Genomic DNA, 24,738 nt, shown 5'->3' with positions numbered 1-24,738 from the left:
TAAATATCAAAAGTATACTACCGCAACTCCCTGAAAAATAAGGAAAGGTATGACGGTTTTAGCGCAATTAGACCAGCTGGTTGAGGCCTGTCACTGGATCGGTGCCAAGGGCTGGGCACCGGCAACCGGTGGCAATATGTCTGTTCGCCAGGATGAAAGCAGCTGTTTACTCAGTGAATCGGGCAAGGACAAAGGCAGTCTGACCCGCGATGATTTTATTCAGGTTGAAATCGCCAATAACCGGGTACCATCCGGGCGTAAGCCGTCGGCGGAAACCGGCCTGCATACTTTGATTTATCGCCTGTTTCCTGAGGCCGGGGCGGTTTTGCATACCCATACCGTCAATTCTACCGTGCTGTCACGGGTTGAGAAGGGCGCGGCGCTGGTGCTACAGGGCTATGAAATGCAAAAAACGCTTGCCGGTCAGCAGTCACATCTCGACAGCGTCTCGATTGCACTGTTCGATAACGATCAGGATATTGATGGGCTGGCAAAACGTATTGAGCAGTTTGCCCAGAACAATCCGCTGCGCTACGGCTTTCTGCTGCGCGGCCACGGTTTGACCTGCTGGGGCAAAGACGTCAACGAGGCTAAGCGCCATCTTGAAGGGCTGGAGTTCCTGTTCTTATGTGAGATGCAACGCCGTCTGCTGGAGGCCAAATGATTCGTGCGATTGTCACCGATATTGAAGGCACGACCAGCGATATTCGCTTTGTCCATAACGTACTGTTTCCTTATGCCCGTCAGCATCTGCAAAGCTTTATTGTGCAGAACCAGCAACAGCCAGCAGTCAGCAGCACGTTAAACGATCTGCGTCAGGAGATTGCTCAGCCCGAAGCCAGCATCAAGCAGCTAACTGAGACGCTGTTTTCCTTTATGGATGAAGATCGTAAATCCACCGCGCTGAAAGCGCTGCAGGGGATGATCTGGCGTGAGGGCTATCTGAATGGCGATTTTAAAGGCCATCTCTATCCGGACGTCCTGCCCGCCATTAAACAGTGGCAATCACAGGGCATTGCACTTTACGTTTATTCATCCGGTTCGGTTGCTGCGCAGAAATTGTTATTTGGATATAGCGACGAAGGTGATATTACTTCGCTATTCAGCGGCTATTTCGATACCCATGTTGGTGCTAAGCGCGAAGTCGACGCCTATCGTAATATCGCCAGCCAGATCGATCTTCCCGCCAGTGAACTGCTGTTCTTATCCGATATCCATCAGGAACTGGATGCCGCACAGCAGGCAGGCTGGCACACCGTGCAGTTAATTCGCGGCGAGGCGGATGCAGAGAGCATCCATCGTCAGGTAAACCGTTTTGATCAGATCAACCTGGAGCTGTTTTCCTTATGAGTGCACTGACTATATTCACCGATACCGAAGCCACGCAGCCGGTGTGGCACAGTACTGATGCTGAAGAAATTCGCCAGCAGCTGAACGCCAAAGAAGTGCGCTTCGAGCGCTGGGAAGCCGATCGCGATCTGGGTGAAAATCCCGATGCAGAAACGGTGATCAATGCTTATCAGCATGCGATCGATCGGCTGGTGGCTGAAAAGGGCTATCAGAGTTGGGATGTGATCAGTATGCGTGCGGATAACCCGCAGAAAGAGGTGCTGCGCACCAAGTTTCTTTCCGAGCATACCCATGGCGAAGATGAAGTGCGTTTTTTTGTTGAGGGGGCGGGGCTGTTCTGTCTGCATCTCGACGGTAAGATCTATCAGATCCTGTGTGAGAAGAACGATCTGATCTCGGTGCCGGCCGGAACGCCGCACTGGTTTGATATGGGTTCCTCGCCGCACTTTACCGCGATTCGTATTTTCGATAATGCCGAAGGCTGGATCGCTAATTTTACCGGCGACAATATTGCTGACGCCTATCCACGCCTGCCTTAATATTTCGGGCGGCATTTTCGCCGCCCGTGCCGCTGGCTAACCGCGCGGCTGAAAGATTCCGTCAGTAACCTGCGCTGGCGTCACCACACCGGTATCCAGTATCCAGCCGCTAATCAGCGCCGCAGGCGTGACGTCAAACGCCGGGTTATAGACGCTGGCATTTTCTGGTGCCCACTGCACATCACCAAAGCTGCCAGCGACGCCGGTAACTTCACGCGCATCACGCTGCTCAATGGGAATCGCCGCGCCGTCAGGGCACTGGCTGTCGAGCGTGGTATGCGGTGCCGCGACATAGAACGGAATGCGGTGATAGTGCGCCAGCACCGCCAGACTGTAAGTGCCTATCTTATTCGCCACATCGCCGTTAGCGGCAATGCGGTCGGCACCGACCCAGACAGCATCAACCTGTTGTTGCGCCATCAGGCTGGCCGCCATCGAATCACAAATCAGCTGATAAGGCACCCCCAGCTCACCCAGTTCCCAGGCGGTAAGACGGCCGCCCTGTAACAGCGGACGGGTTTCATCGACCCAGACATTTGCCACTTTGCCCTGCTGATGGGCAAGCGCAATCACGCCTAACGCCGTGCCGACACCAGCAGTGGCTAATCCGCCGGTATTGCAGTGCGTCAGCAGGCGGCTGCCGGATTTAATCAGCGCGTTACCGGCCTCGGCGATGCTGTTGCACAGCGCTTTATCCTCTTCCACCAGGCGTAATGCTTCAAAGCTCAGGGCAGTAACGAAATTCTTCTGCGCCAGCGCCTGTTTCATACGATCAAGATTATTCATCAGGTTCACCGCCGTCGGCCGTGATGCACGCAGCACTTCCAGCGCGTCTGCCAGCTGGTTTTGTGGCATGCCACCTTCTGCCAGCAAAGCCAGCAGCAGGCTGGCAGACAGGCCGATCAGCGGAGCGCCACGTACGCGCAGCGCCTTGATATGGCCGACCAGCGTGGCAACGTCGGGCGTCGGGCACCAGATCTTTTGTTGCGGCAGCGCCTGTTGGTCAAGGATCCAAAGCTGATTGTCACGGACTTGTAAGCTGGTAGTGCTGAGTGTCTGCATGTGATTTAAATCCCTGTTGCGTTAATGCTGCATATTGTGCCAACATGCAAAGCGGATGTATAGACGTCTGAACGGCTTGTTCTGATTATAAAAGTATAAAAAGTGTTGAGAGGAAGAAGGCAATGTCGCAATACCGTACGTTCACTGCCACCGATGCTGTGGAATATGCCCGACAATTTGGCGGTCTGAGCGATCCCGCTTCGCTGGTGGACGCACAGGAAATTGGCGATGGTAACCTTAACCTGGTGTTCAAGATTTTCGATAACGCAGGGCAGAGCCGGATTATCGTTAAGCAGGCGCTGCCTTATGTGCGCTGCGTAGGCGAATCCTGGCCGCTGACGCTGGACCGTGCGCGGTTGGAAGCGGAAACGTTGCAGGTGCACGGTAGTTTCTGTCCGCAGCACACCGTCAAAATTCTCCATTTCGATACCGATCTCGCGGTTATGGTGATGGAAGATCTCTCTGATCATGCCATCTGGCGCGGTGAGTTGGTCAAAGGCGGTTATTATCCGCAGGCGGCAAAACAGCTGGGTGAATATCTGGCGCAGACATTGTTCCACACTTCTGATTTCTTCCAGCACCCGCACGCCAAAAAAGCCGATGTGATCCGGTTTACCAATCCCGAGCTGTGCGAAATGACTGAGGATCTGTTCTTTAACGATCCCTATCAGGTGCATGAACGTAATGCTTATCCGCCATCGCTGGAGGAGTATGTTGCCACGCTGCGGGATGATGCCGAGCTGAGAATAGCCGTCGCCGGGCTAAAACATCGTTTTCTGTCGCAGGCGGAAGCGCTGCTGCACGGTGATATCCACAGCGGCTCGATCTTTGTTACGCAGGATAGCCTGAAAGCGATTGATGCTGAATTTGGTTTCTATGGCCCGATTGGCTTTGACGTAGGCACTGCGTTGGGCAATCTGCTAATTAACTACTGCGCGTTGCCGGGCCTGCTGGCTGCGCGTGAAGCGGCGGCGGGTCGCGAACAGCGCTTAGCCGATGTGCGTGAAGTGTGGCAGGCATTTACCGCACGTTTCCTCGCGCTGGCGGCAGAGAAAACTCGCGACCAGGCTCTGGCGTATCCGGGCTATGCCGAGGCGTTTTTGCAGAAGGTATTGCAGGACACGATTGGATTTTGTGGTACTGAACTGATTCGTCGTACCGTTGGTATCTCTCAAGTGGCGGATATCAAGAATATCGATCACCAGCCGATGCGTGAAGAGTGTTTACGTCATGCGATTAGCTTAGGTAAAACGCTGATTCTGGCGGCACCTCACGTGCAGGATATTGATGCACTGATTGCCCGGATTCGTCAGAACGGTTGATTGGGGTACATATAATTAAAACGGGCGGCGGGAACGCCGCCCTGGAGGAGTATTTACGCCGCCTCAATCTTTCTCGCCGGTTTTTCTTCCTTTAGCGGCTGAGTCGCCAGCGCTTCGGCGTCAAAGTCATCGACGTTAATCGAGCGCAGACGGCTCTGCTCCGCACGATTCAGCGTTTGCGCTTCCTGTTCATTGATCCAGCCTTCCTGCAAACCACGTGTTGCCAGTTTATCCAGCCGGGTAAACGACAGATTTTTCTTCAGCTGTTTGCACAGGCGGTCGTGAATCACTTCTGCCGCCATCACATCCTGCAACGCCTCTTCCAGCTGACCTGCCGGGTTATTTTCACCTGGCGTCAGATACTGACCCCGACCTAAACGGCTGCGTGTCGCCGACGGCAGTTGCAGAATTCGCGCCAGTTTATGATCGAGACGATCAGACGGGGCGCGACAGTGACGGCCGGTCGGGAAAATCACCACGCGCAGCACGCCAGCCACCAGACGATTCGGGAAGTTGCGCAGCAAGTCATCAATGGCGATCTCTGCCTGATTCAGTGCATCCTGCACGCCCCAGTGCACCAGCGGCAGATCCGCTTCGTTGCGACCTTCATCTTCATAGCGTTTCAGCGCCGCCGAAGCCAGATACAGCTGGCTGAGAATATCGCCCAGTCGCGCCGAAATTCGTTCACGACGTTTCAGACTGCCGCCCAGCACCGACATCGATATATCCGACAGCAACGCAAGGTTGGCGCTGATGCGGTTCAGATGCTGATAGTAACGGCGGGTGGCGTCGCGGGTCGGCGTTTTACTGGTGCGCCCGCCGGTCAGGCCCAGCCACAGGCTGCGCATTTTATTACTGCCAACGTGACCAATATGGCTGAACAGCGCGCGATCAAAAGCATTAACGTCATTGCTCTGCGCCGCCGCCATTTCCTGCAATACATACGGATGACAGCGAATCGCCCCCTGGCCAAAGATAATCATACTGCGGGTCAGGATATTGGCACCTTCAACGGTAATCGCAATCGGTGCGCCCTGATAAGCGCGGGCGAGGAAATTACCGCTGCCGAGCATAATGCCTTTGCCACCGGCAATATCCATGGCATCGACAATGGCGCGCTGACCGCGATGAGTACAGTGATATTTAACAATCGCCGACAGCACCGCCGGTTTTTCTCCCAGCACGATGCCATAAGTAATCAGCGATGCCGCCGCGTCCATCACGTAAGCATTACCGGCGATGCGCGCTAATGGCTCTTCAATCCCTTCCATTTTGCCGATGGGCAGTTTGAACTGACGACGAATATGCGCGTAAGCACCTATTGCCAGCGCGATAGTTTTTACGCTACCGGTTGAGTTGGAGGGCAGGGTAATACCGCGACCGACGGACAGGCATTCCACCAGCATGCGCCAGCCCTGGCCGGCCATTTTTGGCCCACCGATGATGTAATCGATCGGAACGAAAATATCCCGGCCCTGCGTCGGACCGTTCTGGAACGGCACGTTAAGCGGGAAGTGGCGACGGCCAATTTCCACACCCGGCGTGCTGGTCGGAATCAGCGCACAGGTAATGCCCAGCTCTTCGCTGTCACCCAGCAGGTGTTGCGGATCCGACAGTTTGAACGCCAATCCCAGCACGGTAGCAATAGGTGCCAGCGTAATATAGCGCTTGTTCCAGGTCAGGCGCATGCCCAGCACCTGTTGGCCCTGCCAGTCGCCCATGCAGACCACGCCGGTATCGGGAATCGCGCCGGCATCGGAGCCCGCTTCCGGGCTGGTCAGGGCAAAGCATGGAATCTCCTGACCGCGCGCCAGCCGTGGCAGATAGTGATCTTTCTGCTCTTCAGTACCGTAATGCTGCAGCAATTCGCCCGGGCCGAGTGAGTTCGGCACGCCAACGGTAATCGCCAGAATACCCGATATCCCGGCCAGTTTTTGCAGTACCTGCGCCTGGGCGTAAGCGGAAAATTCCAGTCCGCCATACTCTTTTTTGATGATCATGGCGAAGAAGCGATGCTCTTTCAGATACGCCCACAGCTCCGGCGGCAGATCGGCCATCTCATGGGTGATCTGAAAGTCATTGGCCATACGGCAGGCTTCGGCTACCGGACCATCAAGGAATGCCTGCTCGGCTTCCGTCAGGCGCGGCTGCGGATAATTGTGCAGTTTTTCCCAGTCAGGATTGCCGCGAAACAGATCGCCTTCCCACCAGGTGGTACCGGCATCAATGGCTTCTTTTTCAGTGCGCGACATGGGTGGCATGACTTTCTGAAAAGTTTGCAGCATCGGTTTAGAGAACATCGCCCGGCGTACCGACAGCAGATTAAACGGCAGCAGGATAAGTACCAGTGGCACCAGTAGCCATGGCGTCCAGAGTGATAACATCGCCATAGCCGCCGTCCACACCAGTAGAATCAGGCTACTGAGCATCAGATTTACGCGGTGATAGAAGAGTGCGCCTGTCAGCACAATCGTCGCGATAATACTGAGAACCATCATAATGAACCGCTCCGTAAGTAGTAAGAGGTCTGACCTGTTGAAACCGTTACTACAGGTTTAGAGCAGATAAGGTTTGTTAGCAATGTGTTTACATAATAATTACAACCTGGCTCACACTCCGGCCGCATCAAAAGTCAAAGCTGCCGCTAGTGCTGCGCGATGCTTTTCGCTTACCCCCCATTCCGGTAAACTTGGCGCTGACTCTCTTTCCTCCAAAGGACATCCCTATGTACCAGGATATTATTCGTTCAGAGCTAAATGAAGCCGCCGATACCCTTAATAAATTTCTGAGCGACGATGCCAACATCCATGCCATTCAGCGTGCAGCGGTGCTGCTGGCTGACTCCTTTAAAGCCGGTGGCAAAGTGCTCTCCTGCGGTAACGGCGGTTCACATTGCGATGCAATGCACTTCGCGGAAGAGCTGACCGGCCGTTATCGTGACAACCGTCCGGGCTACCCGGGGATTGCCATTTCTGACGTCAGTCATATCTCCTGCGTCAGCAATGACTTCGGTTATGATCACGTGTTCTCACGTTATATTGAAGCGGTAGGCCGCAGCGGTGATGTGCTGCTGGGTATTTCTACTTCCGGTAACTCTGCGAACGTGATCAAAGCGATTGAAGCGGCACGGGCGCAGGGGATGAAAGTGATCACCCTGACCGGCAAAGACGGCGGTAAAATGGCTGGATCAGCAGACGTGGAGATTCGCGTGCCGCATTTCGGCTATGCTGACCGTATTCAGGAAATTCACATTAAAGTGATTCATATCCTGATTCTGTTAATTGAAAAAGAGATGGTCAAGTAAGCCACGCCTTTCCCCCGCATGCGGGGGAATTTACTGATTTCGAGGTCATCACTATGTGCGAACTGCTCGGGATGAGCGCAAACGTCCCAACGGACATCTGCTTTAGCTTTACCGGCCTGGTGCAACGTGGTGGGGGGACCGGGCCGCATAAAGACGGTTGGGGAATTACCTTTTACGAAGGTAAAGGGTGCCGCACATTTAAAGATCCGCAGCCGAGTTATAATTCGCCGATTGCGCGGCTGGTGCAGGACTATCCAATTAAATCACACTCGGTAGTGGCGCATATTCGTCAGGCTAACCGCGGTGAAGTCTCGTTGGAAAATACCCATCCGTTTACTCGTGAGGTGTGGGGGCGCAACTGGACCTATGCCCATAATGGTCAACTGAAAGGCTATCGCGGGCTGGAAACCGGTCAGTTCCGTCCGATTGGTGAGACCGACAGTGAGAAGGCATTCTGCTGGCTGCTGCATAAGCTGACCAGCCGTTATCCGCGTACGCCGGGTAACTGGCCGGCGGTATTTCGTTATATTGCTGAACTGGCGGCGGAACTGCGCGAGAAAGGCGTATTTAATATGCTGCTGTCGGATGGGCGTTATCTGATGGCGTTCTGCTCGACCAATCTGTTCTGGATCACCCGTCGTGCGCCGTTTGGCAAAGCCAAATTGCTCGATCAGGATGTGGAAATTGATTTTCAGAAGCAGACCACGCCAAATGACGTGGTCACAGTGATCGCGACACAGCCGCTAACCGGCAATGAAACCTGGAACAAAATTGAACCCGGAGAGTGGGTGCTATTTTGTCTTGGTGAGCGCGAAGAATGATCCAGATGGTGCTGACGGGTCGCTAATTATCGGGCTGCCATTCAGCACATATTTGCCAGAGTTTACGCTGACGTTGGGCGGCTGGCGATGCTCAACAAAATAGGCATATCCCGGCTGCAACTGCTTCCAGAACGCAGCAAAGTATGAGTTGCGATGGCGCTGCATATTACTTTCCGTCATGCGGAATGGATAAATACTGACGCTAATCTCTGACTGACCGTTTCGCAGTGCCGCATTGACGTAAGTAAAGATCTCATCCATATAGGCGTTTGTCATGGCATAGCAGCCGACTGACACGCAATCACCATGAATCATCAGATATTTACCGTCATAGCCCTGCTGACGATCGTACTCATTAGGAAAACCGATATTGATGGCGCGATAAAATCGACTGTCCGGTTTTAACTGGCGCTGGGTAACGGTGTAGAAACCTTCCGGGCTTTTAAAATCGCCCTGACGCTGCTTTGGGCCCAGCCCGCCGGAAAAATTACAGATGCGATAGCTATCCAGCAGGCGATATTCGTTGCCGATTTTTCCGTACAGTTCCAGCATCCGCTCTTCTTTGAAGATTTGCAGATAAACCGGCGTACCGATTAATTGTTTCTTTAACTCTTTGCTTACCGGAGCCAACGGCTGAACAGGTTCAGATACGGTGGCCATGCTGACGGCTGGCATAAAAATCATCGCAAACAGCAGTGCGATTTTGCCCATTCGTTTTCCCTTGAAATAGAGGGTTTGAAGTGCGACGTCTGGCGACGTCTGGTACATGCATTATCGGAAAAATCCGCTTTCGCTGCGCAACATTAACATTGTCTATTTTTTTATCAAGATGCTGACTGAGAATAATCCCGCCAGCTGTGAGACTTATCCCCTTTACGGCGGGTATTTCGGCCAATTGAATGGTTATCTTACCCACTTGAATCCTGTTTTTTTGACTGTATACTTATACAGTGATGCCGGAGGAGGGATATGCGTAAAATCATTCACGTTGATATGGACTGCTTTTTCGCTGCGGTCGAAATGCGCGACAATCCTGCTTTGCGTGATATCCCGATTGCCATTGGCGGTAGCCAGAAACAGCGCGGTGTTATCAGCACGGCCAATTATCCGGCACGTAAATACGGCGTCCACAGCGCCATGTCTACCGCGATGGCGCTGAAACTCTGCCCGCATCTGAAAGTTGTTCCTGGCCGCTTTGACGCTTATAAAGCCGCTTCCAGCCATATTCGTGAAATCTTCTCGCGTTACACTTCATTAATCGAGCCGTTGTCGCTGGATGAGGCGTACCTGGATGTCACCGACAGTGAGCATTGTCACGGCTCTGCCACCTTAATGGCGCGGGAAATTCGGCAGAGTATTGAGCGTGAGCTTAATCTCACCGCTTCGGCCGGCATCGCGCCGATTAAATTCCTTGCCAAAATCGCTTCGGATTTAAATAAGCCCAATGGCCAGTTTGTGATTACTCCGGAACAGATGCCGGCATTTTTACAGACCTTGCCGCTGGTTAAAATTCCCGGCGTGGGGAAAGTGACGGCAAAGAAACTGGAAGAGCAGGGGCTTTACAGCTGCGCTGATGTGCAAAAAAGCGACCTGGCGATGCTGCTCAAACGTTTTGGTAAATTTGGTCGGGTACTGTGGGAGCGCAGTAACGGGATTGACGATCGCGAAGTGATTACCGAGCGCGAGCGTAAGTCGCTGGGGGTTGAGCGCACCCTTTCGGAAGATATTCACAGCTGGGAAGCCTGTCTGAAGATCCTCGATTATCTGTACGAAGAGCTGGAGCGTCGGCTGACGGCGATTAAACCGGATCGACATATTGCGCGGCAGGGCATTAAACTGAAATTCAGTGATTTTCAGCTGACCACCCAGGAGCATGTCTGGCCGGTTCTGAATAAAGATGATCTTATCGGTCTGGCAAAAAAAACCTGGGACGAACGCCGCGGTGGACGTGGCGTGCGGCTGGTGGGCGTGCATGTCACTTTACTTGATCCGCAGCTGGAGCGTCAGATGTTACTGGGGTTGTAAGATTAAAGGCAATCCCTTTCAGTATCCATTTCATAAATAGCAGTGATAGTTTTTGCCAGATTGCCAGAGATCAAGGTCAGAGCCGACAATAGTATTGATACTTAGCAATTCTATTAATTATCAGGATTACTTTATGTAAACCGTTCTCCATTTCATTCAGAAGAGAGAAACCGCAATGAGCAAAAAAGGCCTCACCACCGCTGCAGGCGCACCGGTTGCCGATAATAATAATTCGATGACCGCCGGACGTCGCGGCCCAATGCTGTTACAGGACGTTTGGTTTCTGGAAAAGCTGGCACACTTTGACCGCGAAGTGATTCCTGAGCGTCGTATGCATGCGAAAGGTTCCGGCGCTTATGGCACCTTTACCGTCACTCATGATATTACCCGCTTTACCCGCGCAAAAATTTTCTCTGATATTGGTAAAAAAACCGACCTGTTTATCCGTTTTTCAACCGTTGCGGGTGAACGCGGCGGTGCTGATGCAGAGCGAGATATTCGTGGCTTCTCACTGAAATTCTATACGGAAGAAGGTAACTGGGATCTGGTCGGGAATAATACCCCGGTATTTTATCTGCGCGATCCGCTGAAATTCCCCGATCTGAATCACGTGGTAAAACGCGATCCACGCACCAACTTGCGTAACCCGACGTATAAATGGGATTTCTTCTCTCAACTGCCTGAATCGCTGCATCAGCTGACCATCGACGCCAGCGATCGCGGATTGCCGAGCTCTTATCGTCATGTCCACGGTTTCGGTAGCCACACCTACAGCTTTATCAACGATCGGCAGGAACGCTTCTGGGTTAAATTCCATATGAAATGTCAGCAAGGCATTCAGAACCTGATGGACGATGAAGCCGAGCAGTTAATCGGTAAAGACCGTGAAAGTTCACAACGCGATCTGTATGACGCTATCGAAGCCGGTAATTTCCCGCGCTGGAAGTTTTATATTCAGGTGATGCCGGAAGCCGAAGCTTCGCAAACGCCGTACAATCCTTTTGATCTGACCAAAGTATGGCCGCACGGTGATTATCCGTTGATTGAAGTGGGTGAGTTTGAGCTGAACCGTAATCCGGAAAACTACTTTGCTGAGGTTGAGCAGGTGGCAATGAGTCCGGCAAATGTGGTGCCGGGCATTGGTTTCTCTCCAGACCGCATGTTGCAGGGTCGCCTGTTCTCTTATGGTGATGCGCATCGTTACCGTTTAGGGGTGAATCATCATCAGATTCCGGTCAATGCACCGCGCTGCCCGTTCCATAATTACCATCGTGATGGCGCAATGCGCATTGACGGTAACAGCGGTAATGGCGCCACTTATGAGCCAAACAGCTTTAACGTCTTTCAGGAGCAGCCGGACTTTAGTGAACCACCACTGTCGCTGGAAGGTGCTGCCGATCACTGGAATCATCGCGAAGATGAAGACTACTTCTCGCAGCCACGCGCGTTGTTCAATCTGCTGAGCGATGAGGAGCATCAGCGTATGTTCCAGCGTATCGCGGGTGAACTGAGTCAGGTGCCGGAGTTTATTCAACAACGCCAGATTGCGCTGTTCAGACAGGTCGATGAGGCCTACGGAGCGGGTGTCGAGCAGGCGTTAAGTCAGCTGAAATAATCTACAGGGCGGCGTTTTCGCCGCCCGCAGTTTTCATTACTTCGCAGGGATTACGCGCAGCAGTTCGGTCAGCAGCGTCCAGTACAGGCCAACGCTTTCGATATGCACTTGCTCATCCGGCGAATGCGGACCGGTGATTGTCGGGCCAATAGAAACCATATCCATTTCCGGGTAAGGCTTCTTAAACAGGCCACACTCCAGACCGGCGTGAATCACCTGAATGTTAGGCGTGCGGTTAAACAGCTTCTCATAGGTTTCACGCACCAGCGCCATCACTGGCGAGCTGGCATCAGGCTGCCAGCCCGGATAACCGCCTTTTGGTGCCGTTTTCGCACCGGCCAGTTCACCAAGTGAAGTCAGCATTTCCACCACGTAATCTTTGCCGCTGTCGATCAGCGAGCGAATCAAACAGATGATTTCAGCTTCGTTATCATTGATTGATACCACGCCGAGGTTCAGCGAAGTTTCCACCACGCCTTTCATCACGTCGGAATTACGGATTACGCCGTTTGGCGTGCTGTTCAGCAGCGCAAGGAAACGGTCACGGCTGCTGTTGGTCAGCGCCTGAGATTCGCTGGCCAGCGGTTCAATCAGCACATTAACATTCTTCTCTTTGGCGCTCAGTTCATTTTGCAGCGTGGCGAGGAAGCCGGTTGCCGCCGCTTTCAGCGCATCGACTTGATCTGCTGCCACTGCCAGTGTGGCAAAGGCTTCACGCGGAATCGCGTTACGCAGCGTGCCGCCGGTGAAGTCGATAAGACGCAGATCCAGCGCTTTCTGAGTAGCCAGAAAACGCGCCAGCAGTTTGTTGGCGTTACCGAGGCCGACATGAATATCGCAACCTGAGTGACCACCTTTCAGACCTTTTACCGTCAGCTTCAGCGTCTCGTAGCCGGCCGGAATAGCTTCACGCTCAACCGGCAGAGTGGTAATGAAATCGATGCCGCCTGCGCAGCCCATATAGATTTCACCTTCCTCTTCGGAATCGGTATTGATCAGGATATCGGCTTGCAGCCAGCCAGCCTGCAGACCAAATGCACCGTCCATGCCGGCTTCTTCAGTCATGGTCAGCAGCACTTCCAGTGGACCATGCTCGACGCTGTCATCGGCCAGCACCGCCAGCGCAGAGGCCATTCCGATGCCGTTATCTGCACCCAGCGTAGTACCGCGCGCTTTCACCCACTCGCCATCAACCCATGGCTGGATCGGATCTTTGGTGAAGTCGTGTACCGTGTCGTTATTTTTCTGCGGCACCATATCCAGGTGCGCCTGTAACGCCACCGGCTTGCGGTTTTCCATTCCCGGCGTGGCCGGTTTACGGATCAGAATATTGCCCACTTTATCGCGGTCAACCCAGAAGCCTTTCTCTTTGGCCCAGGACAGAATATGTTCGGCCAGCGCTTCTTCATGATAAGAGGGATGAGGAATAGAGCAGATTTTGGCAAAAATATCCCACAGCGGCTGTGGTGATAGTTGAGACAGTTCAGACACGATAAGTCTCCTGTTTCGGCAACCGGTTAACCGGTGCGTCGCAAAGTTTCCAGTAAAAGATCGCCGTCAGCGAATCTGACGTGATATGCCAGAGAATACCACCGTTTACCGGGGCTTGCGTAATCAGGCGCGGCAAAAAGCTCCAACCAGCTGCACAGGTGCTGGTTTTTAGTGCTCCAGATCCTTATAATCTCGCGCAACCTTTTCCCACTGCATACTTTTTAAGCCAAGATAGTTGGCCGGGATTCCTTTTATGAGCGAAAAATACGTCGTTACCTGGGACATGTTACAGATCCATGCCCGTAAACTGGCTCAGCGCCTGCTTCCTGTGGAACAATGGAAAGGCATCATCGCGGTCAGCCGCGGCGGTCTGGTTCCTGCATCCCTGTTAGCCCGTGAACTGAACATCCGTTACGTTGATACCGTATGTATCTCCAGCTATGACCACGATAATCAGCGCGAAATGAAAGTGCTGAAACGCGCAGAAGGCGATGGCGAAGGCTTTATCGTGATTGACGACCTGGTCGATACCGGCGGCACCGCGCAGGCAATCCGTGATATGTATCCAAAAGCGCGCTTTGTTACCATCTTCGCAAAACCAGCCGGTCGTCCGCTGGTTGACGATTATGTGGTCGACATTCCGCAAGATACCTGGATCGAGCAGCCGTGGGATATGGGCGTGATGTACATCCCGCCAATCGTTAAAGGTTAATCCTCTGCTTTAATGATCCACATTAAAACAACGCCCGGTTTTACCGGGCGTTGTTGTTTATGCCTGTCGCGTGTTGACTGTCACCAGGCTAAACTGGACTTCCGTCACGCCGTGCAGGAAGGAAAGTGTCACCATGACTTCGAAAAATCTCAGTGAAGAACTGTTCAAGCCGCGCTTTAAGCATCCTGAAACCTCCTCGCTGGTGAAACGCCGTCATCACCCTACATCAGATGTGCATTCGACGCTGGATGGTGAAAGCCATGCTGGCTGGTATCGCATGATTAACCGCCTGATGTGGGCATGGCGCGGTTTGCCGTTACAGGAGATCAGTGAAGTGCTGGCGCGCATTGCCGTCAGTGATGTGGAGCATACCAACGAGAGGCATCTCGATACGGTGATTGGTTATCGCGGCGGCAACTGGATTTACGAGTGGTCAAAGCAGGCGGCGATGTGGCAGCAAAAAGCGATTGAGGCCGAAGATGACGCCGAAGCAGGTGAGTGCTGGTTGCATGCTGCCAACCTGTACAGCATTGCCGCCTATCCACATATTAAAGGCGATGAGCTGGCCGAACAGGCGCAAATCATGGCTAACCGCGCTTATGAAGAGGCGACGCCGCGGCTGGCGGGCGAGCTGAAAGAGCTGGAATTTGCTATTCCTGGCGCCAGTGCGGTTACCGGATTTTTGCATATGCCGAAGCAGATCCCTGCCCCGTATCCGACGGTGATTATGTGTGGCGGCCTCGATACCTTACAAACTGATTATTATCGGTTTTTCCATGACTATCTTGCCCCGCGCGGCATCGCGATGCTGACGCTGGATATGCCGTCGGTTGGCTTTTCGGCAAAATGTAAGCTGACGCATGACACCAGTTTCCTGCATCAGCACGTGCTGCGTGGCCTGGAAAATGTTCCCTGGGTCGATCATACCCGGGTGGCGGTTTTTGGTTATCGCTTTGGTGCCAATGTGGCGGTACGGTTAGCCTATCTTGAATCGTCGCGACTGCGCGCGGTGGCTTGTCTTGGTCCGGTGGTGCATAGTCTGCTGACCGATGCGCAGCGTCAGGATGCGGTGCCGGATATGTACATGGATATGCTCGCCAGTCGTCTTGGTATGGGTAACGCCGGTGACTCTTCGTTGCGCACTGAACTGAGCCGCTACTCGTTAAAAACTCAGGGGCTGCTGGGGCATCGCACGCCGACGCCGATGCTGTCCGGCTATTGGGAAAACGATCCGTTTAGCCCGGTCGAGGACTCACGCTTGATTGTCAGTTCTTCCGCTGATGGAAAACTGTTGCCGATCACTTTCTCTCCGGTTATGAAGAACTTCGACGCGGCGCTGCAACAAATTTGTGACTGGCTGGCCAGGCATTTAGAGAAGTGAGTTGCTATTATTCAACAGTTTGCTAAAACTGTCGCTTCACCAATGGAGGTTTAAACCATGACGTTACCGAGTGGACACCCGAAAAGCCGACTAATGAAACGTTTTGCTGCTCTGGGTCCGTATATCCGCGAGAATAAATGCGATAACGATCGCTTTTTCTTCGACTGTCTGGCAGTTTGCGTCAATGTTAAACCCGCACCTGAAGAGCGTGAGTTCTGGGGCTGGTGGATGGAGTTAGAAGCGCAATCCGATCGCTTTACCTATGAATACCATTTTGGCCTGTTCGATAAAGAAGGTAACTGGAAGCCGACGGCAATCAAAGGTAAAGAGAACAATCAGAAACTGGAAGAGACGCTGCGCAACTTCCATGAACGTCTGAAAGAGCTCTTGGCCGGCATGGAGCTGGGATTAGTTCCGGCGGAGCATTTCAACGATCAGCCGGTAAAACTGACCGCCTGATTTCGCCGTTTGACTGACGAGTAAAACTGAATAAACAAGAAAGGCCGTTCACAGCGTGAGCGGCCTTTTTTTTGCTGCGGATTAATCAGAACTGGTAAGTCATACCGACAGCAACAATGTCGTCAGTGTTTTGCGCCAGCTTATTGTCTTTATCCATCAGGTTGATTTTGTAATCAACAAACAGCGACATATTTTTGTTGAGGTAGTAGGTCGCGCCGACGTCAGCAAACTTATAAATATCTGCATCACCGATACCATTTTCGATATCTTTCGCCTTGGTCTGCACATAAGCCAGCGACGGACGTAAACCAAAATCAAACTGATATTGCGCGACTAACTCGATATTCTGCAGTTTATTGGCATAGCCGCTGACGCGCACATCGCTGCCGGCAATCTGTGCAGTACCGCTAATCGGTGACATATTACGCGTTTCCGCCCAGGTCGCCGCAAGATAGACACCGTTATTGTCATATTTCAGGCCGGTGGCCCATGCTTCAGCTTTATCACCGGTGCCATAGGCCGCTGCTTTCTGCGCCTGGGTGCGGTTGGAGGAGGAGAGCGCGCCGTTCAGCGTCAGGCCATCCAGCAACTGATAGCCGAGTGATGCTGACATACCGTCGCCATTAGAACTTGAGGCCGCGCGGCTGCTGCTCTCATTTTTGCCCTGATACTGCAGGGCGAATTTCAGCCCGTCGACCAGCCCAAAGAAGTTGTTATTGCGGTAAGTTGCCACGCCGTTAGTTCGGCTGAGCATATAGTTGTCGGCGCGGGTGTAACCGGTGGCGCCGAATTCCGGCATCATATCGGTAAAGGCTTCGACGTCGTAAATCAGGCCGTAGTTGCGACCGTAGTCAAAAGAGCCGTAGTCACCAAACTTCAGGCCGGCGAAGCCAAGACGGGTTTTGGTTCCGGCAGTGCCCTCGCTTTCGGCATTGCTGGCCGGCATGTGGTATTCCCACTGACCATAACCCGTCATCAGGTCGTTAATCTGCGTCTGGCCTTTAAAGCCGATACGCACGTATGACTTATCTCCGTCATTGCTCGCGGTATCGCTCATATAATGCATGGCTTTCACTTTGCCGTAGAAGTCGAGTTTATTGCCGTCTTTATTATAAACTTCCGCCGCCTGTGCTGTGGTCGTCAGGGCCAGTGCTGCTGTGAGAATTGCCAAAGCGCTGTTCTTCATTTAATCAACATCCCGAATAGGTAAAATAAATTTTTTGCCGCGTAGGCTCTTGTAAACGCAGGAACGTTTTACCTGTAAGCGGTGAAAGTTTTATGACGTTTTTGCTGGTTTCTTGTTAATGGCGAATTTATGGTCCAGGGCTTCAGCGCGCTAAATTGTGCTTTTCCACCGCTGGCTGTTGGCATCACGCGTTACACCTGTTAAAACGTTTCTTTGCACTCTTTTTATAGCAATGGCAGGAAATGATGAGCGGCAGCCAGACCCTGGTGGTAAAACTGGGTACCAGCGTCCTGACCGGCGGTTCACGCCGACTGAATCGGGCACATATTGTTGAGTTGGTTCGCCAATGCGCACAGCAGCATGCAGCGGGCCATCGTATTGTAATCGTTACGTCTGGCGCGATGGCCGCCGGGCGTGAACACCTCGGCTATCCTGAACTGCCGCCGACGATTGCCTCCAAGCAGTTACTGGCGGCGGTAGGGCAGAGCCGGTTGATTCAGCTGTGGGAACAGCTGTTCTCGATTTATGGCATTCATATCGGGCAGATGCTGCTGACGCGTGCCGACCTTGAAGATCGCGAGCGCTTTCTCAATGCGCGCGATACCCTGCGTGCGCTGCTGGATAACCATATCGTTCCGGTTATCAATGAAAACGATGCGGTCGCGACCGCTGAAATTAAAGTGGGCGATAACGACAATTTGTCGGCGCTGGCGGCAATGCTGGGCGGAGCCGATAAACTGCTGCTGTTAACTGACCAGCCAGGACTGTTTACCGCCGATCCGCGCAATAATCCACAGGCTGAACTGATTAGCGATGTGCACGGCATTGATGATGCGTTGCGCACCATCGCCGGTGACAGCGTATCCGGGCTGGGTACCGGAGGCATGGCGACCAAATTACAGGCCGCCGATGTGGCTTGTCGCGCCGGTATTGATGTGATTATTGCCGCTGGCAGCCGTCCGGGAGTGATTGGCGATGTGATTGCCGGCAAGCCGGTCGGTACCCGGTTCCACGCGCTGGAAACTCCGCTGGAAAACCGTAAACGCTGGATCTTTGGTGCGCCACCGGCCGGTGAAATCGTGATTGATGACGGTGCGCTGTCGGCGATGCTGGAGCGCGGCAGTTCGCTGCTGCCGAAAGGCATTCGCCAGGTCGACGGCAACTTTTCGCGTGGTGAAGTGATCCGCATCCGTAACTTGCAGGGTCGCGATGTGGCCCACGGCGTCTCGCGCTATAACAGCGACGCGATGCGCATGATTGCCGGACATCACAGCCAGCAGATCAGTGAAATTCTCGGTTACGAATACGGTCCGGTTGCTGTGCACCGTGACGATATGATTGTCAGTTAAGGAGTTTTCGATGCTTGAAGCAATGGGTAAAGCCGCGAAAGCCGCCTCTTACCAACTTTCGGTATTATCCACCGTGCAGAAAAATCAGGTACTGCTGACTATCGCCGATAGCCTTGAGGCGCAGAGTGCTGAAATTCTGGCGGCGAATGAACTGGACCTCGCCGATGCGCGGCAGAATGGCATGAGCGAGGCGCTGCTGGATCGCCTGATGCTCAATGCGCCACGATTGAAAGGAATTGCTGATGATGTGCGTCAGGTATGCAATCTGGCCGATCCGGTCGGCGAACTGATCGATGGCGGCCAGCTGGACAGCGGCCTGCGCATTGAACGCCGTCGCGTGTCGCTGGGTGTGGTTGGTGTGATCTATGAAGCGCGTCCTAACGTTACTGTCGATGTGGCGTCACTGTGCCTGAAAACCGGTAACGCGGTGATTTTGCGCGGCGGTAAAGAGACTTATCGAACCAACGCCGCCACGGTGCGGGTAATCCAGCGCGCGCTGCAACAGCATGGCTTACCGGCGGGTGCGGTACAGGCAATTGAAAGCCCGGATCGCGAACTGGTTAATCAACTGCTGAAACTCGATCGCTATGTCGACATGTTAATCCCACGCGGCGGAGCCGGGCTGCATAAACTGTGTCGCGAACAGTCGACTATTCCGGTGATTACCGGCGGCATCGGCGTCTGCCATATCTTTGTCGATCAATCGATTGAGCGGGATGCGGCGATGAAAGTGATCGTTAACGCCAAGAAACAGCGCCCGAGCGCCTGTAACTCGGTGGAAACGCTGCTTATTGACCAGGCGATTGCGGCTGATTTTCTGCCAGCACTCAGCCGCCGGATGGCGGAAGAGGGCATTAAACTGCACGCCGACGAAAAATCCATTGCCACTTTGCAGGCTGGCCCGGCAGAGGTGGTGGCGGTAAAAGATGCCGACTACAACGACGAGTGGCTGTCGCTGGATCTTAACGTCAAAGTTGTCGCAGATATGGATGAGGCTATTGCGCATATCCGCGAACATGGCACCCAGCACTCTGACGCGATTCTGACTCGCAGCATCCAGAACGCCGATCGCTTCGTAAAACAGGTCGATTCATCGGCGGTGTATGTGAATGCCAGCACCCGGTTCACCGACGGCGGCCAGTTTGGTTTAGGCGCGGAAGTGGCGGTCAGCACGCAGAAACTGCATGCGCGTGGCCCGATGGGGCTGGAAGCACTGACCACCTACAAATGGATTGCTTACGGCGACGATACGATTCGCGGATAATTTTCAGCGCTGGCAGGGAAAAACGAATGACGCTAAGCCAATGGTTACCTTTTGCTGCTATCGCCCTTGGCCTGGTGCTGACGCCCGGGCCAAATATGATTTATCTGCTGTCGCGCTCTATTTGTCAGGGGCGTAAGGCTGGATTGATCTCGCTGGCTGGCGTGGCGCTCGGCTTTGTATTTTATATGCTGTGCGCTGCGCTCGGCATTACCGCGCTGGTGATGGCGGTGCCACTGGCCTATGACGCATTACGCATCGCCGGCGCGCTTTACCTGCTGTGGCTGGCCTGGCAATCGCTACGCAGTGGAACCTCGCCTTTTCAACTGCGCACCCTCAGGCCCGACAGTCCGCGTAAGCTGTTTACCATGGGCCTAATTACTAACCTACTGAATCCAAAGGCCGCCGTACTTTATCTCTCGCTGCTTCCACAGTTTATCGACCCGTCGCAGGGCAATGTATTGGCACAATCGCTGATGCTGGGCTCTAGCCAGATCGTTATCAGTATGCTGGTTAACGCCGCAATAATTTTTACCGCCGGTTCCATCGCGGTGTTTCTTGCTCGCCGCCCATTATGGCAACGGGTGCAGCGCGGGTTAATGGCAACGGTATTGGCCGGGCTGGCGGTAAGAATGATGATTGATGTAAGAAGATAAGGTTAGTCAGCGACAGTTCCACATTGATTAAAACAAAGTGACACGCATAAATTAGTTATCTTTTTAGTAAGTGACTGCTAAACATGGCTAATCGTCTCTTTACTCACGTTTCCTGCTGCCGCCTGAACCGTCAAATCGACCAGCGAGTCGCAACTGGCAATTTGAATAGTATTACGACGCAGGAATAGTAAGCTAATAAACAGAGCGGTAGTTTATTACCATCATTGAGAATATGACCACGTGAAATCGTCAGTAGATGGATTGCCGCCAGTTTAAAAATATCGTTAACATCATCACAAATATGCTGATTAAGCACCCGATAAGTCAATGCTTCTGCACGTGCTGTATCTGGCAGCCCCTATATCGGGAGTCATACTCATGATTCGATCATGAAATGCATTCATTTCGTCCGCTGAAATAAATCTGATAATTATTGATCAGCTAACGCTCTGATCACCCTGCATGTTCATTATATCGGCAAACTCTTGGTCCATTTTGGCAGTTTGCCACCCATGAATTCACTGGCGCTAATAATCACTGCGGATGAATGCCTCCGGCGGGGTTCGCTGAAGTTAATCTCCTTCATGATGGCCTCTGATGTACATATTACATGTACATCAGAGGTGTACCTACTGAACAACTAAAGCACAGTCTGTTGGTACACTACCAGGCAAGCTGCTTACCGGCATAATCGATAAAATGATGGCCGCCTTTACCGCGCCAGCTATCCAGCTGGTCGGCTATGCCATTGACACTTTCACTGATGGTCAGAGTGGCTTCGGCTCCGCCCATATCCGTCTGTACCCATCCCGGATGCACGCACAGCAGCGTCTGACCTTGCTGTTCGGTACTCTTACTCAGCTCGCGTGACAGCATATTCAGCGCGCCTTTACTGGCGGAGTAGAGCGGATAAGTGGCGGACGGATTTTCATTCAGGCTGGCAAGCTGCGAAGACATCAGAGCCAGAATCCCGCTATCCGGCGCTAACAGCGGCAGCAGTTCTGCAGCGCAGCGCAGTGGAGAAAAGGTATTGGTGACAAACAGGGAAAAAAGCGCTTCATCACTGGTCTGGAGTAAGTTCTGATGATCCGGACCGAATACGCCAGCATTAATAAAAATGACCTCAAACTGGCTGTCGCCCAGCGTCTGCTTAACGCTACTGAGCTGAGCTGCATCGTTGATATCCAGCGTCAGCCAGTTGATGGCGGCGTGACATTCAGAAATGCTGTTACGGGTTGTAGCGCTGACCTGCCAGCCGCGTTCAGCCAGCGTGTTCGCCAGGCCTAACCCGATACCACGTGAAGCGCCGATAATCAGAGCATTTTTTGTGTGTGCCATGCAGACTCCAGTTGATTAATGGGATGGGTAATCAGTAAGCATAGAGCTTATTTTACCGTCGGGATAAACCGATCGAGTTCTATTGCTTTCTGATGACATCAGCGCTCATCGCCGAGGACGACTATTGCTGTGGCGTCTTTTATATAAACTGAGTAATTGGAGTTCTCCGTTACACGGTTTTCTTTCATTCCTTCCAGAGCTTTTCGGTTTTCACGGTCTTTGCCATAGCCAAGATCAACATTCCTGATGCCCATTTCGTTGAGCTGAAACGCCGCTAACCATTCAGATGCCCTGCTGATAAAAGGATCAAAAATTTTTCGGTTTTTGACAATACTGTATGTCATAGGACTGTAATTGATTGTTCCAACAAATCTTACGCTTTTAATCTCAGTGCGATTTAATAAATCGTTACTAATTGATGACAATACATTTTTCTCGTACTCTCGCTGCAGATTCATTGCATTACCAATTTGTGCGCTGAAAGAGAGTGACGCTATTACAGGAAGAGAAATTATCCACTTTGCTTTAGCAAAAGAGGATGAAATCATAAAGGCTAAAATAACACCTGAAATACCAAATCCAACAAACGAACGAGGCGAAATTGGCGGTAATTTCAATAAAATGGCAGGCCCAAGTAGTGATACATAGAAAATAAACGCAGACAAAAATAAAGATATCACAGAAACTGCGATTGAATTATTCCTTTTTCCTGCAACAATAAAACCTACTATGGCGATTAACGCAGGCAAAAGATAGTACCATAACGTAACACCTTCAAAATAACTCATGATAAATGAGTTCATTTTTGAAAGGTTCGCAAAGAGTAATGGAAAGTCATGTACTGAAATTAATTCTGCTCTGGCATTGCTGCCACCAAAAAAGGGAGCCACTATAGTCATATAAGCAATATAGGATGCCACGTACTGCAACGATCTGAATGACAGATTACATGCTATTTTTTTAAAAGTGCTATTTTTTGACAGGATCAATACTTCTAATGCTACTAAAGCGATAAAAATATTTGAACATGTCTGGTATGTACTGAGTGAGGCAACCAGTGCCGCAACAGGAATGAAAAAAGACTTGATTTTACCTTTTTCAGTATAAGCAAAAGCAAAAACTGCCAAACTTAACGCAGCTGACATACCTAGACTATCAAATCGATACGCGATATTTTGTAAGAAAAAAGGATTGAAAATAAGCATTGCTGATATCAGCAGATAATGTTTGACATTATTTCTTGCTAAATAAATCCCGAGCATAATGCAAGCCAGTGCTATACATATAGAGGAATAAATAATGGAATAAGGAAATATATCTACGGCACGATGTGATGACGATGCCATAAATGCCAGAATAAGATCGGCAAGGGGTCTACCTAAAACGCCCCAGCCGAAAATTCCCGTCGTGGCTCTGTCCAGATCGTCTCTGTAATATACACCTGCCATCAATAATGGCATAAAGAACAACATTGCCAGGCTGAAATAAATGATAATTTCTTTCTTATCTATCCTAATCATTATTTATTTTCCTTAAGGATGTAACGCGGCCTTTGCTTTATCTCTATATAAATTCTGCCAATATACTCTCCCAGCACACCGATACCAATAAGTTGAATGCCGCCGAGAAACAAAACCGATACAATAAGAGACGGATAGCCTCGCACCGGATTGCCGAACGCCAGAGTATCTAAAATCATCCATACACCATACATGAACGATAGCCCGGCGACGAACATGCCAATATAAGTCCACACACGAAGTGGAAATGTTGAGAAGCTAGTGATCCCTTCCAGCGCAAGATTCCACAGTTTCCAGCCATTGAATTTTGTGTTGCCGGCAACACGTTCTGCGCGGGTATACTCAACGACCTCAGTATTTCCACCTACCCAGGACAGCACGCCTTTCATAAAAAGGTTACGCTCCGGCATAAGCTTAATATTCTCTATCACCTGCCGGGACATAAGACGAAAGTCACCAACATTCTCTTCGATTTTCGGATTGCTGATTTTATTATGCAGCCGGTAAAACCACTCTGCAGTTTTACGCTTTAGTCTTCCATCAGTTGTACGGTCAGAGCGTTTGGCCAGCACGATATCTGCACCCGCCTGCCACTTCTCAACCAAGCGTGGAATCACTGCTATGGGGTCTTGCAAGTCAACATCAATTGGGATGACCGCGTCACCGGTTGCGTGAGAAAGCCCGGCAAACAACGCAGGCTCTTTGCCAAAGTTGCGCGTAAATGAAAGAGGAACCACACAGGGATCTGAAACAGCCAGTGCATTAATAATGGACTCTGTCGCATCTTTACTGCCATCATTAACGAAGACGATCTCCACATCATGTTGCTTTAACTCTTCAAATTCCCGAACCGTTTTATAAAAAATGGGTATCGCGTCTTCCTCATTAAAAACCGGAACGACCAGAGAAATTTTCATTTCGCATTCCTAAAGACAATTAACTTTGAGTAGATGAAACCACATACCAGACTGATAGCGGAAAAGGTAACCAGAGTAACCAGTGGCGGCAAGGCGCACTTATCAGCCGTCCAGCCCACGGTAGCACTTAACGCTCCCATGAACCCAATGTACATGACGTAACGTATGGTAGTTGTTGATGAATTAAATGTGAATTTGGCATTAGCGAAGAAACTGAAACTGACAGCTACGACAAACCCGGCGAGATTTGCCAGCGCTTGATTTGTATGAAAGCCATAGAGACATACTGCAAAAATCAGCCAATGCAACAGCGTGTTTAGAACGCCTATCGAAGTATATCGGACAAATAGTTTTAACATTATTTGAAACAATGGTTTCTGGAAAACTGAAGTCTATCATCTTGGACATCGTTTATCGACACGCTGGGCTA

At 51.7% G+C, this 24,738-nt stretch carries 23 protein-coding genes and 1 pseudogene; 14 read left to right on the top strand and 10 right to left on the bottom strand.

Translation table 11 applies throughout. The annotated features are described in order from the left end of the window. Nucleotides 1-49: 49 nt before the first annotated feature. Genes ACP3TC_RS16840 through ACP3TC_RS16830 form a run of 3 tightly spaced genes read left to right on the top strand, consistent with a single transcriptional unit; the run spans nucleotide 50 to nucleotide 1,889 of the window. Nucleotides 50-664 (top strand): methylthioribulose 1-phosphate dehydratase, encoded by a 615-nt coding sequence (locus ACP3TC_RS16840; protein WP_426816877.1) that lies wholly within the window; start codon nucleotides 50-52, stop codon nucleotides 662-664. Continuing rightward, the gene (mtnC, locus tag ACP3TC_RS16835; protein ID WP_426816876.1) at nucleotides 661-1,350 is read left to right on the top strand and encodes an acireductone synthase; all 690 of its coding nucleotides are present in this window, start codon (nucleotides 661-663) and stop codon (nucleotides 1,348-1,350) included. Before ACP3TC_RS16840 ends, mtnC begins: the two co-directional genes overlap by 4 nt. Further along, nucleotides 1,347-1,889, top strand: a complete 543-nt coding sequence (locus ACP3TC_RS16830; protein WP_313855962.1) for a 1,2-dihydroxy-3-keto-5-methylthiopentene dioxygenase — start codon at nucleotides 1,347-1,349, stop codon at nucleotides 1,887-1,889. The genes mtnC and ACP3TC_RS16830 overlap by 4 nt, the downstream gene beginning before the upstream one ends. A 36-nt stretch (nucleotides 1,890-1,925) precedes the next feature. Here ACP3TC_RS16830 and mtnA read toward each other — a convergent pair whose 3' ends face one another. After that, nucleotides 1,926-2,951, bottom strand: coding sequence for an S-methyl-5-thioribose-1-phosphate isomerase (mtnA, locus tag ACP3TC_RS16825; RefSeq protein WP_313855963.1), 1,026 nt, complete (start codon nucleotides 2,949-2,951; stop codon nucleotides 1,926-1,928). A gap of 122 nt (nucleotides 2,952-3,073) precedes the next feature. Between mtnA and mtnK the strand changes: the two genes are divergently transcribed. Continuing rightward, nucleotides 3,074-4,273, top strand: a complete 1,200-nt coding sequence (mtnK, locus tag ACP3TC_RS16820) for an S-methyl-5-thioribose kinase (protein WP_426816875.1) — start codon at nucleotides 3,074-3,076, stop codon at nucleotides 4,271-4,273. 53 nt (nucleotides 4,274-4,326) lie between these two features. On the opposite strand, the gene fadE is transcribed toward mtnK, so the two are convergent. Next, entirely contained in the window at nucleotides 4,327-6,771 is a 2,445-nt protein-coding gene (fadE, locus tag ACP3TC_RS16815) for an acyl-CoA dehydrogenase FadE (RefSeq protein WP_426816874.1), read from the bottom strand. 227 nt (nucleotides 6,772-6,998) lie between these two features. Here fadE and lpcA point away from each other — a divergent pair, with 227 nt between their 5' ends. Continuing rightward, nucleotides 6,999-7,577 carry a D-sedoheptulose 7-phosphate isomerase gene (lpcA, locus tag ACP3TC_RS16810; RefSeq protein WP_313855968.1) on the top strand — a complete coding sequence of 193 codons (579 nt, stop codon included), beginning with the start codon at nucleotides 6,999-7,001 and terminating at the stop codon, nucleotides 7,575-7,577. Between the two features lie 53 nt (nucleotides 7,578-7,630). After that, complete coding sequence (locus ACP3TC_RS16805) at nucleotides 7,631-8,398, top strand: class II glutamine amidotransferase (RefSeq protein WP_313855969.1); 768 nt, start codon at nucleotides 7,631-7,633, stop codon at nucleotides 8,396-8,398. On the opposite strand, the gene dpaA is transcribed toward ACP3TC_RS16805, so the two are convergent. Beyond that, on the bottom strand, nucleotides 8,369-9,109 hold the full coding sequence (gene dpaA / locus ACP3TC_RS16800) for a peptidoglycan meso-diaminopimelic acid protein amidase (RefSeq protein WP_313855971.1): 741 nt from the start codon (nucleotides 9,107-9,109) through the stop codon (nucleotides 8,369-8,371). The two genes, ACP3TC_RS16805 and dpaA, sit on opposite strands and share 30 nt — an antisense overlap. Nucleotides 9,110-9,367: 258 nt before the next feature. Here dpaA and dinB point away from each other — a divergent pair, with 258 nt between their 5' ends. Together dinB and ACP3TC_RS16790 are read left to right on the top strand one after the other, a co-directional pair. After that, entirely contained in the window at nucleotides 9,368-10,423 is a 1,056-nt protein-coding gene (dinB, locus tag ACP3TC_RS16795; RefSeq protein WP_426816873.1) for a DNA polymerase IV, read from the top strand. Nucleotides 10,424-10,598: 175 nt separating this feature from the next. Further along, nucleotides 10,599-12,038 (top strand): catalase, encoded by a 1,440-nt coding sequence (locus tag ACP3TC_RS16790; RefSeq protein ID WP_313855974.1) that lies wholly within the window; start codon nucleotides 10,599-10,601, stop codon nucleotides 12,036-12,038. Between the two features lie 36 nt (nucleotides 12,039-12,074). On the opposite strand, the gene pepD is transcribed toward ACP3TC_RS16790, so the two are convergent. After that, complete coding sequence (gene pepD, locus ACP3TC_RS16785; RefSeq protein WP_313855978.1) at nucleotides 12,075-13,529, bottom strand: beta-Ala-His dipeptidase; 1,455 nt, start codon at nucleotides 13,527-13,529, stop codon at nucleotides 12,075-12,077. 253 nt (nucleotides 13,530-13,782) lie between these two features. Between pepD and gpt the strand changes: the two genes are divergently transcribed. The 3 genes from gpt (at nucleotide 13,783) to crl (ending at nucleotide 16,081) form a co-directional block, all read left to right on the top strand. Beyond that, complete coding sequence (gene gpt, locus ACP3TC_RS16780; protein WP_313855979.1) at nucleotides 13,783-14,241, top strand: xanthine phosphoribosyltransferase; 459 nt, start codon at nucleotides 13,783-13,785, stop codon at nucleotides 14,239-14,241. 133 nt (nucleotides 14,242-14,374) lie between these two features. Next, on the top strand, nucleotides 14,375-15,622 hold the full coding sequence (gene frsA, locus ACP3TC_RS16775; protein WP_313855980.1) for an esterase FrsA: 1,248 nt from the start codon (nucleotides 14,375-14,377) through the stop codon (nucleotides 15,620-15,622). 57 nt (nucleotides 15,623-15,679) lie between these two features. Continuing rightward, nucleotides 15,680-16,081: a sigma factor-binding protein Crl gene (gene crl, locus ACP3TC_RS16770; RefSeq protein ID WP_313855981.1), complete on the top strand. Its 402-nt coding sequence runs from the start codon at nucleotides 15,680-15,682 to the stop codon at nucleotides 16,079-16,081. 85 nt (nucleotides 16,082-16,166) lie between these two features. On the opposite strand, the gene ACP3TC_RS16765 is transcribed toward crl, so the two are convergent. Next, nucleotides 16,167-17,267, bottom strand: a complete 1,101-nt coding sequence (locus ACP3TC_RS16765) for a porin (protein ID WP_313855982.1) — start codon at nucleotides 17,265-17,267, stop codon at nucleotides 16,167-16,169. Nucleotides 17,268-17,512: 245 nt separating this feature from the next. Here ACP3TC_RS16765 and proB point away from each other — a divergent pair, with 245 nt between their 5' ends. Genes proB through ACP3TC_RS16750 form a run of 3 tightly spaced genes read left to right on the top strand, consistent with a single transcriptional unit; the run spans nucleotide 17,513 to nucleotide 20,533 of the window. Then, on the top strand, nucleotides 17,513-18,616 hold the full coding sequence (gene proB / locus ACP3TC_RS16760; protein ID WP_313857605.1) for a glutamate 5-kinase: 1,104 nt from the start codon (nucleotides 17,513-17,515) through the stop codon (nucleotides 18,614-18,616). A 10-nt stretch (nucleotides 18,617-18,626) separates the two neighbouring features. Next, nucleotides 18,627-19,880, top strand: a complete 1,254-nt coding sequence (proA, locus tag ACP3TC_RS16755; RefSeq protein WP_426816872.1) for a glutamate-5-semialdehyde dehydrogenase — start codon at nucleotides 18,627-18,629, stop codon at nucleotides 19,878-19,880. Nucleotides 19,881-19,906: 26 nt separating this feature from the next. Beyond that, nucleotides 19,907-20,533 (top strand): LysE family translocator, encoded by a 627-nt coding sequence (locus tag ACP3TC_RS16750; RefSeq protein ID WP_426816871.1) that lies wholly within the window; start codon nucleotides 19,907-19,909, stop codon nucleotides 20,531-20,533. A gap of 77 nt (nucleotides 20,534-20,610) precedes the next feature. Here ACP3TC_RS16750 and ACP3TC_RS16745 read toward each other — a convergent pair. The 5 genes and pseudogenes from ACP3TC_RS16745 to ACP3TC_RS16725 all read right to left on the bottom strand — a co-directional run bounded on the left by ACP3TC_RS16745 (nucleotide 20,611) and on the right by ACP3TC_RS16725 (nucleotide 24,667). Continuing rightward, nucleotides 20,611-20,967, bottom strand: a pseudogene (locus ACP3TC_RS16745) (type II toxin-antitoxin system death-on-curing family toxin). A 229-nt stretch (nucleotides 20,968-21,196) separates the two neighbouring features. Then, nucleotides 21,197-21,871: an SDR family oxidoreductase gene (locus tag ACP3TC_RS16740; RefSeq protein ID WP_426816870.1), complete on the bottom strand. Its 675-nt coding sequence runs from the start codon at nucleotides 21,869-21,871 to the stop codon at nucleotides 21,197-21,199. A 98-nt stretch (nucleotides 21,872-21,969) separates the two neighbouring features. Next, nucleotides 21,970-23,391, bottom strand: coding sequence for a glucosyltransferase domain-containing protein (locus ACP3TC_RS16735; RefSeq protein ID WP_426816869.1), 1,422 nt, complete (start codon nucleotides 23,389-23,391; stop codon nucleotides 21,970-21,972). Then, nucleotides 23,391-24,308, bottom strand: a complete 918-nt coding sequence (locus tag ACP3TC_RS16730) for a glycosyltransferase family 2 protein (protein WP_426816868.1) — start codon at nucleotides 24,306-24,308, stop codon at nucleotides 23,391-23,393. The genes ACP3TC_RS16735 and ACP3TC_RS16730 overlap by 1 nt, the downstream gene beginning before the upstream one ends. Then, nucleotides 24,305-24,667, bottom strand: a complete 363-nt coding sequence (locus ACP3TC_RS16725; protein ID WP_426816867.1) for a GtrA family protein — start codon at nucleotides 24,665-24,667, stop codon at nucleotides 24,305-24,307. Before ACP3TC_RS16725 ends, ACP3TC_RS16730 begins: the two co-directional genes overlap by 4 nt. Nucleotides 24,668-24,738: the final 71 nt, after the last annotated feature.

Origin of the sequence: Winslowiella sp. 2C04 (assembly GCF_050037805.1) — a bacterium.
Lineage (GTDB): Bacteria > Pseudomonadota > Gammaproteobacteria > Enterobacterales > Enterobacteriaceae > Erwinia > Erwinia toletana_A.
The sequence above is the reverse complement of the archived record's forward strand: the minus strand, read 5'-3'. Positions and strand labels throughout refer to the sequence as shown.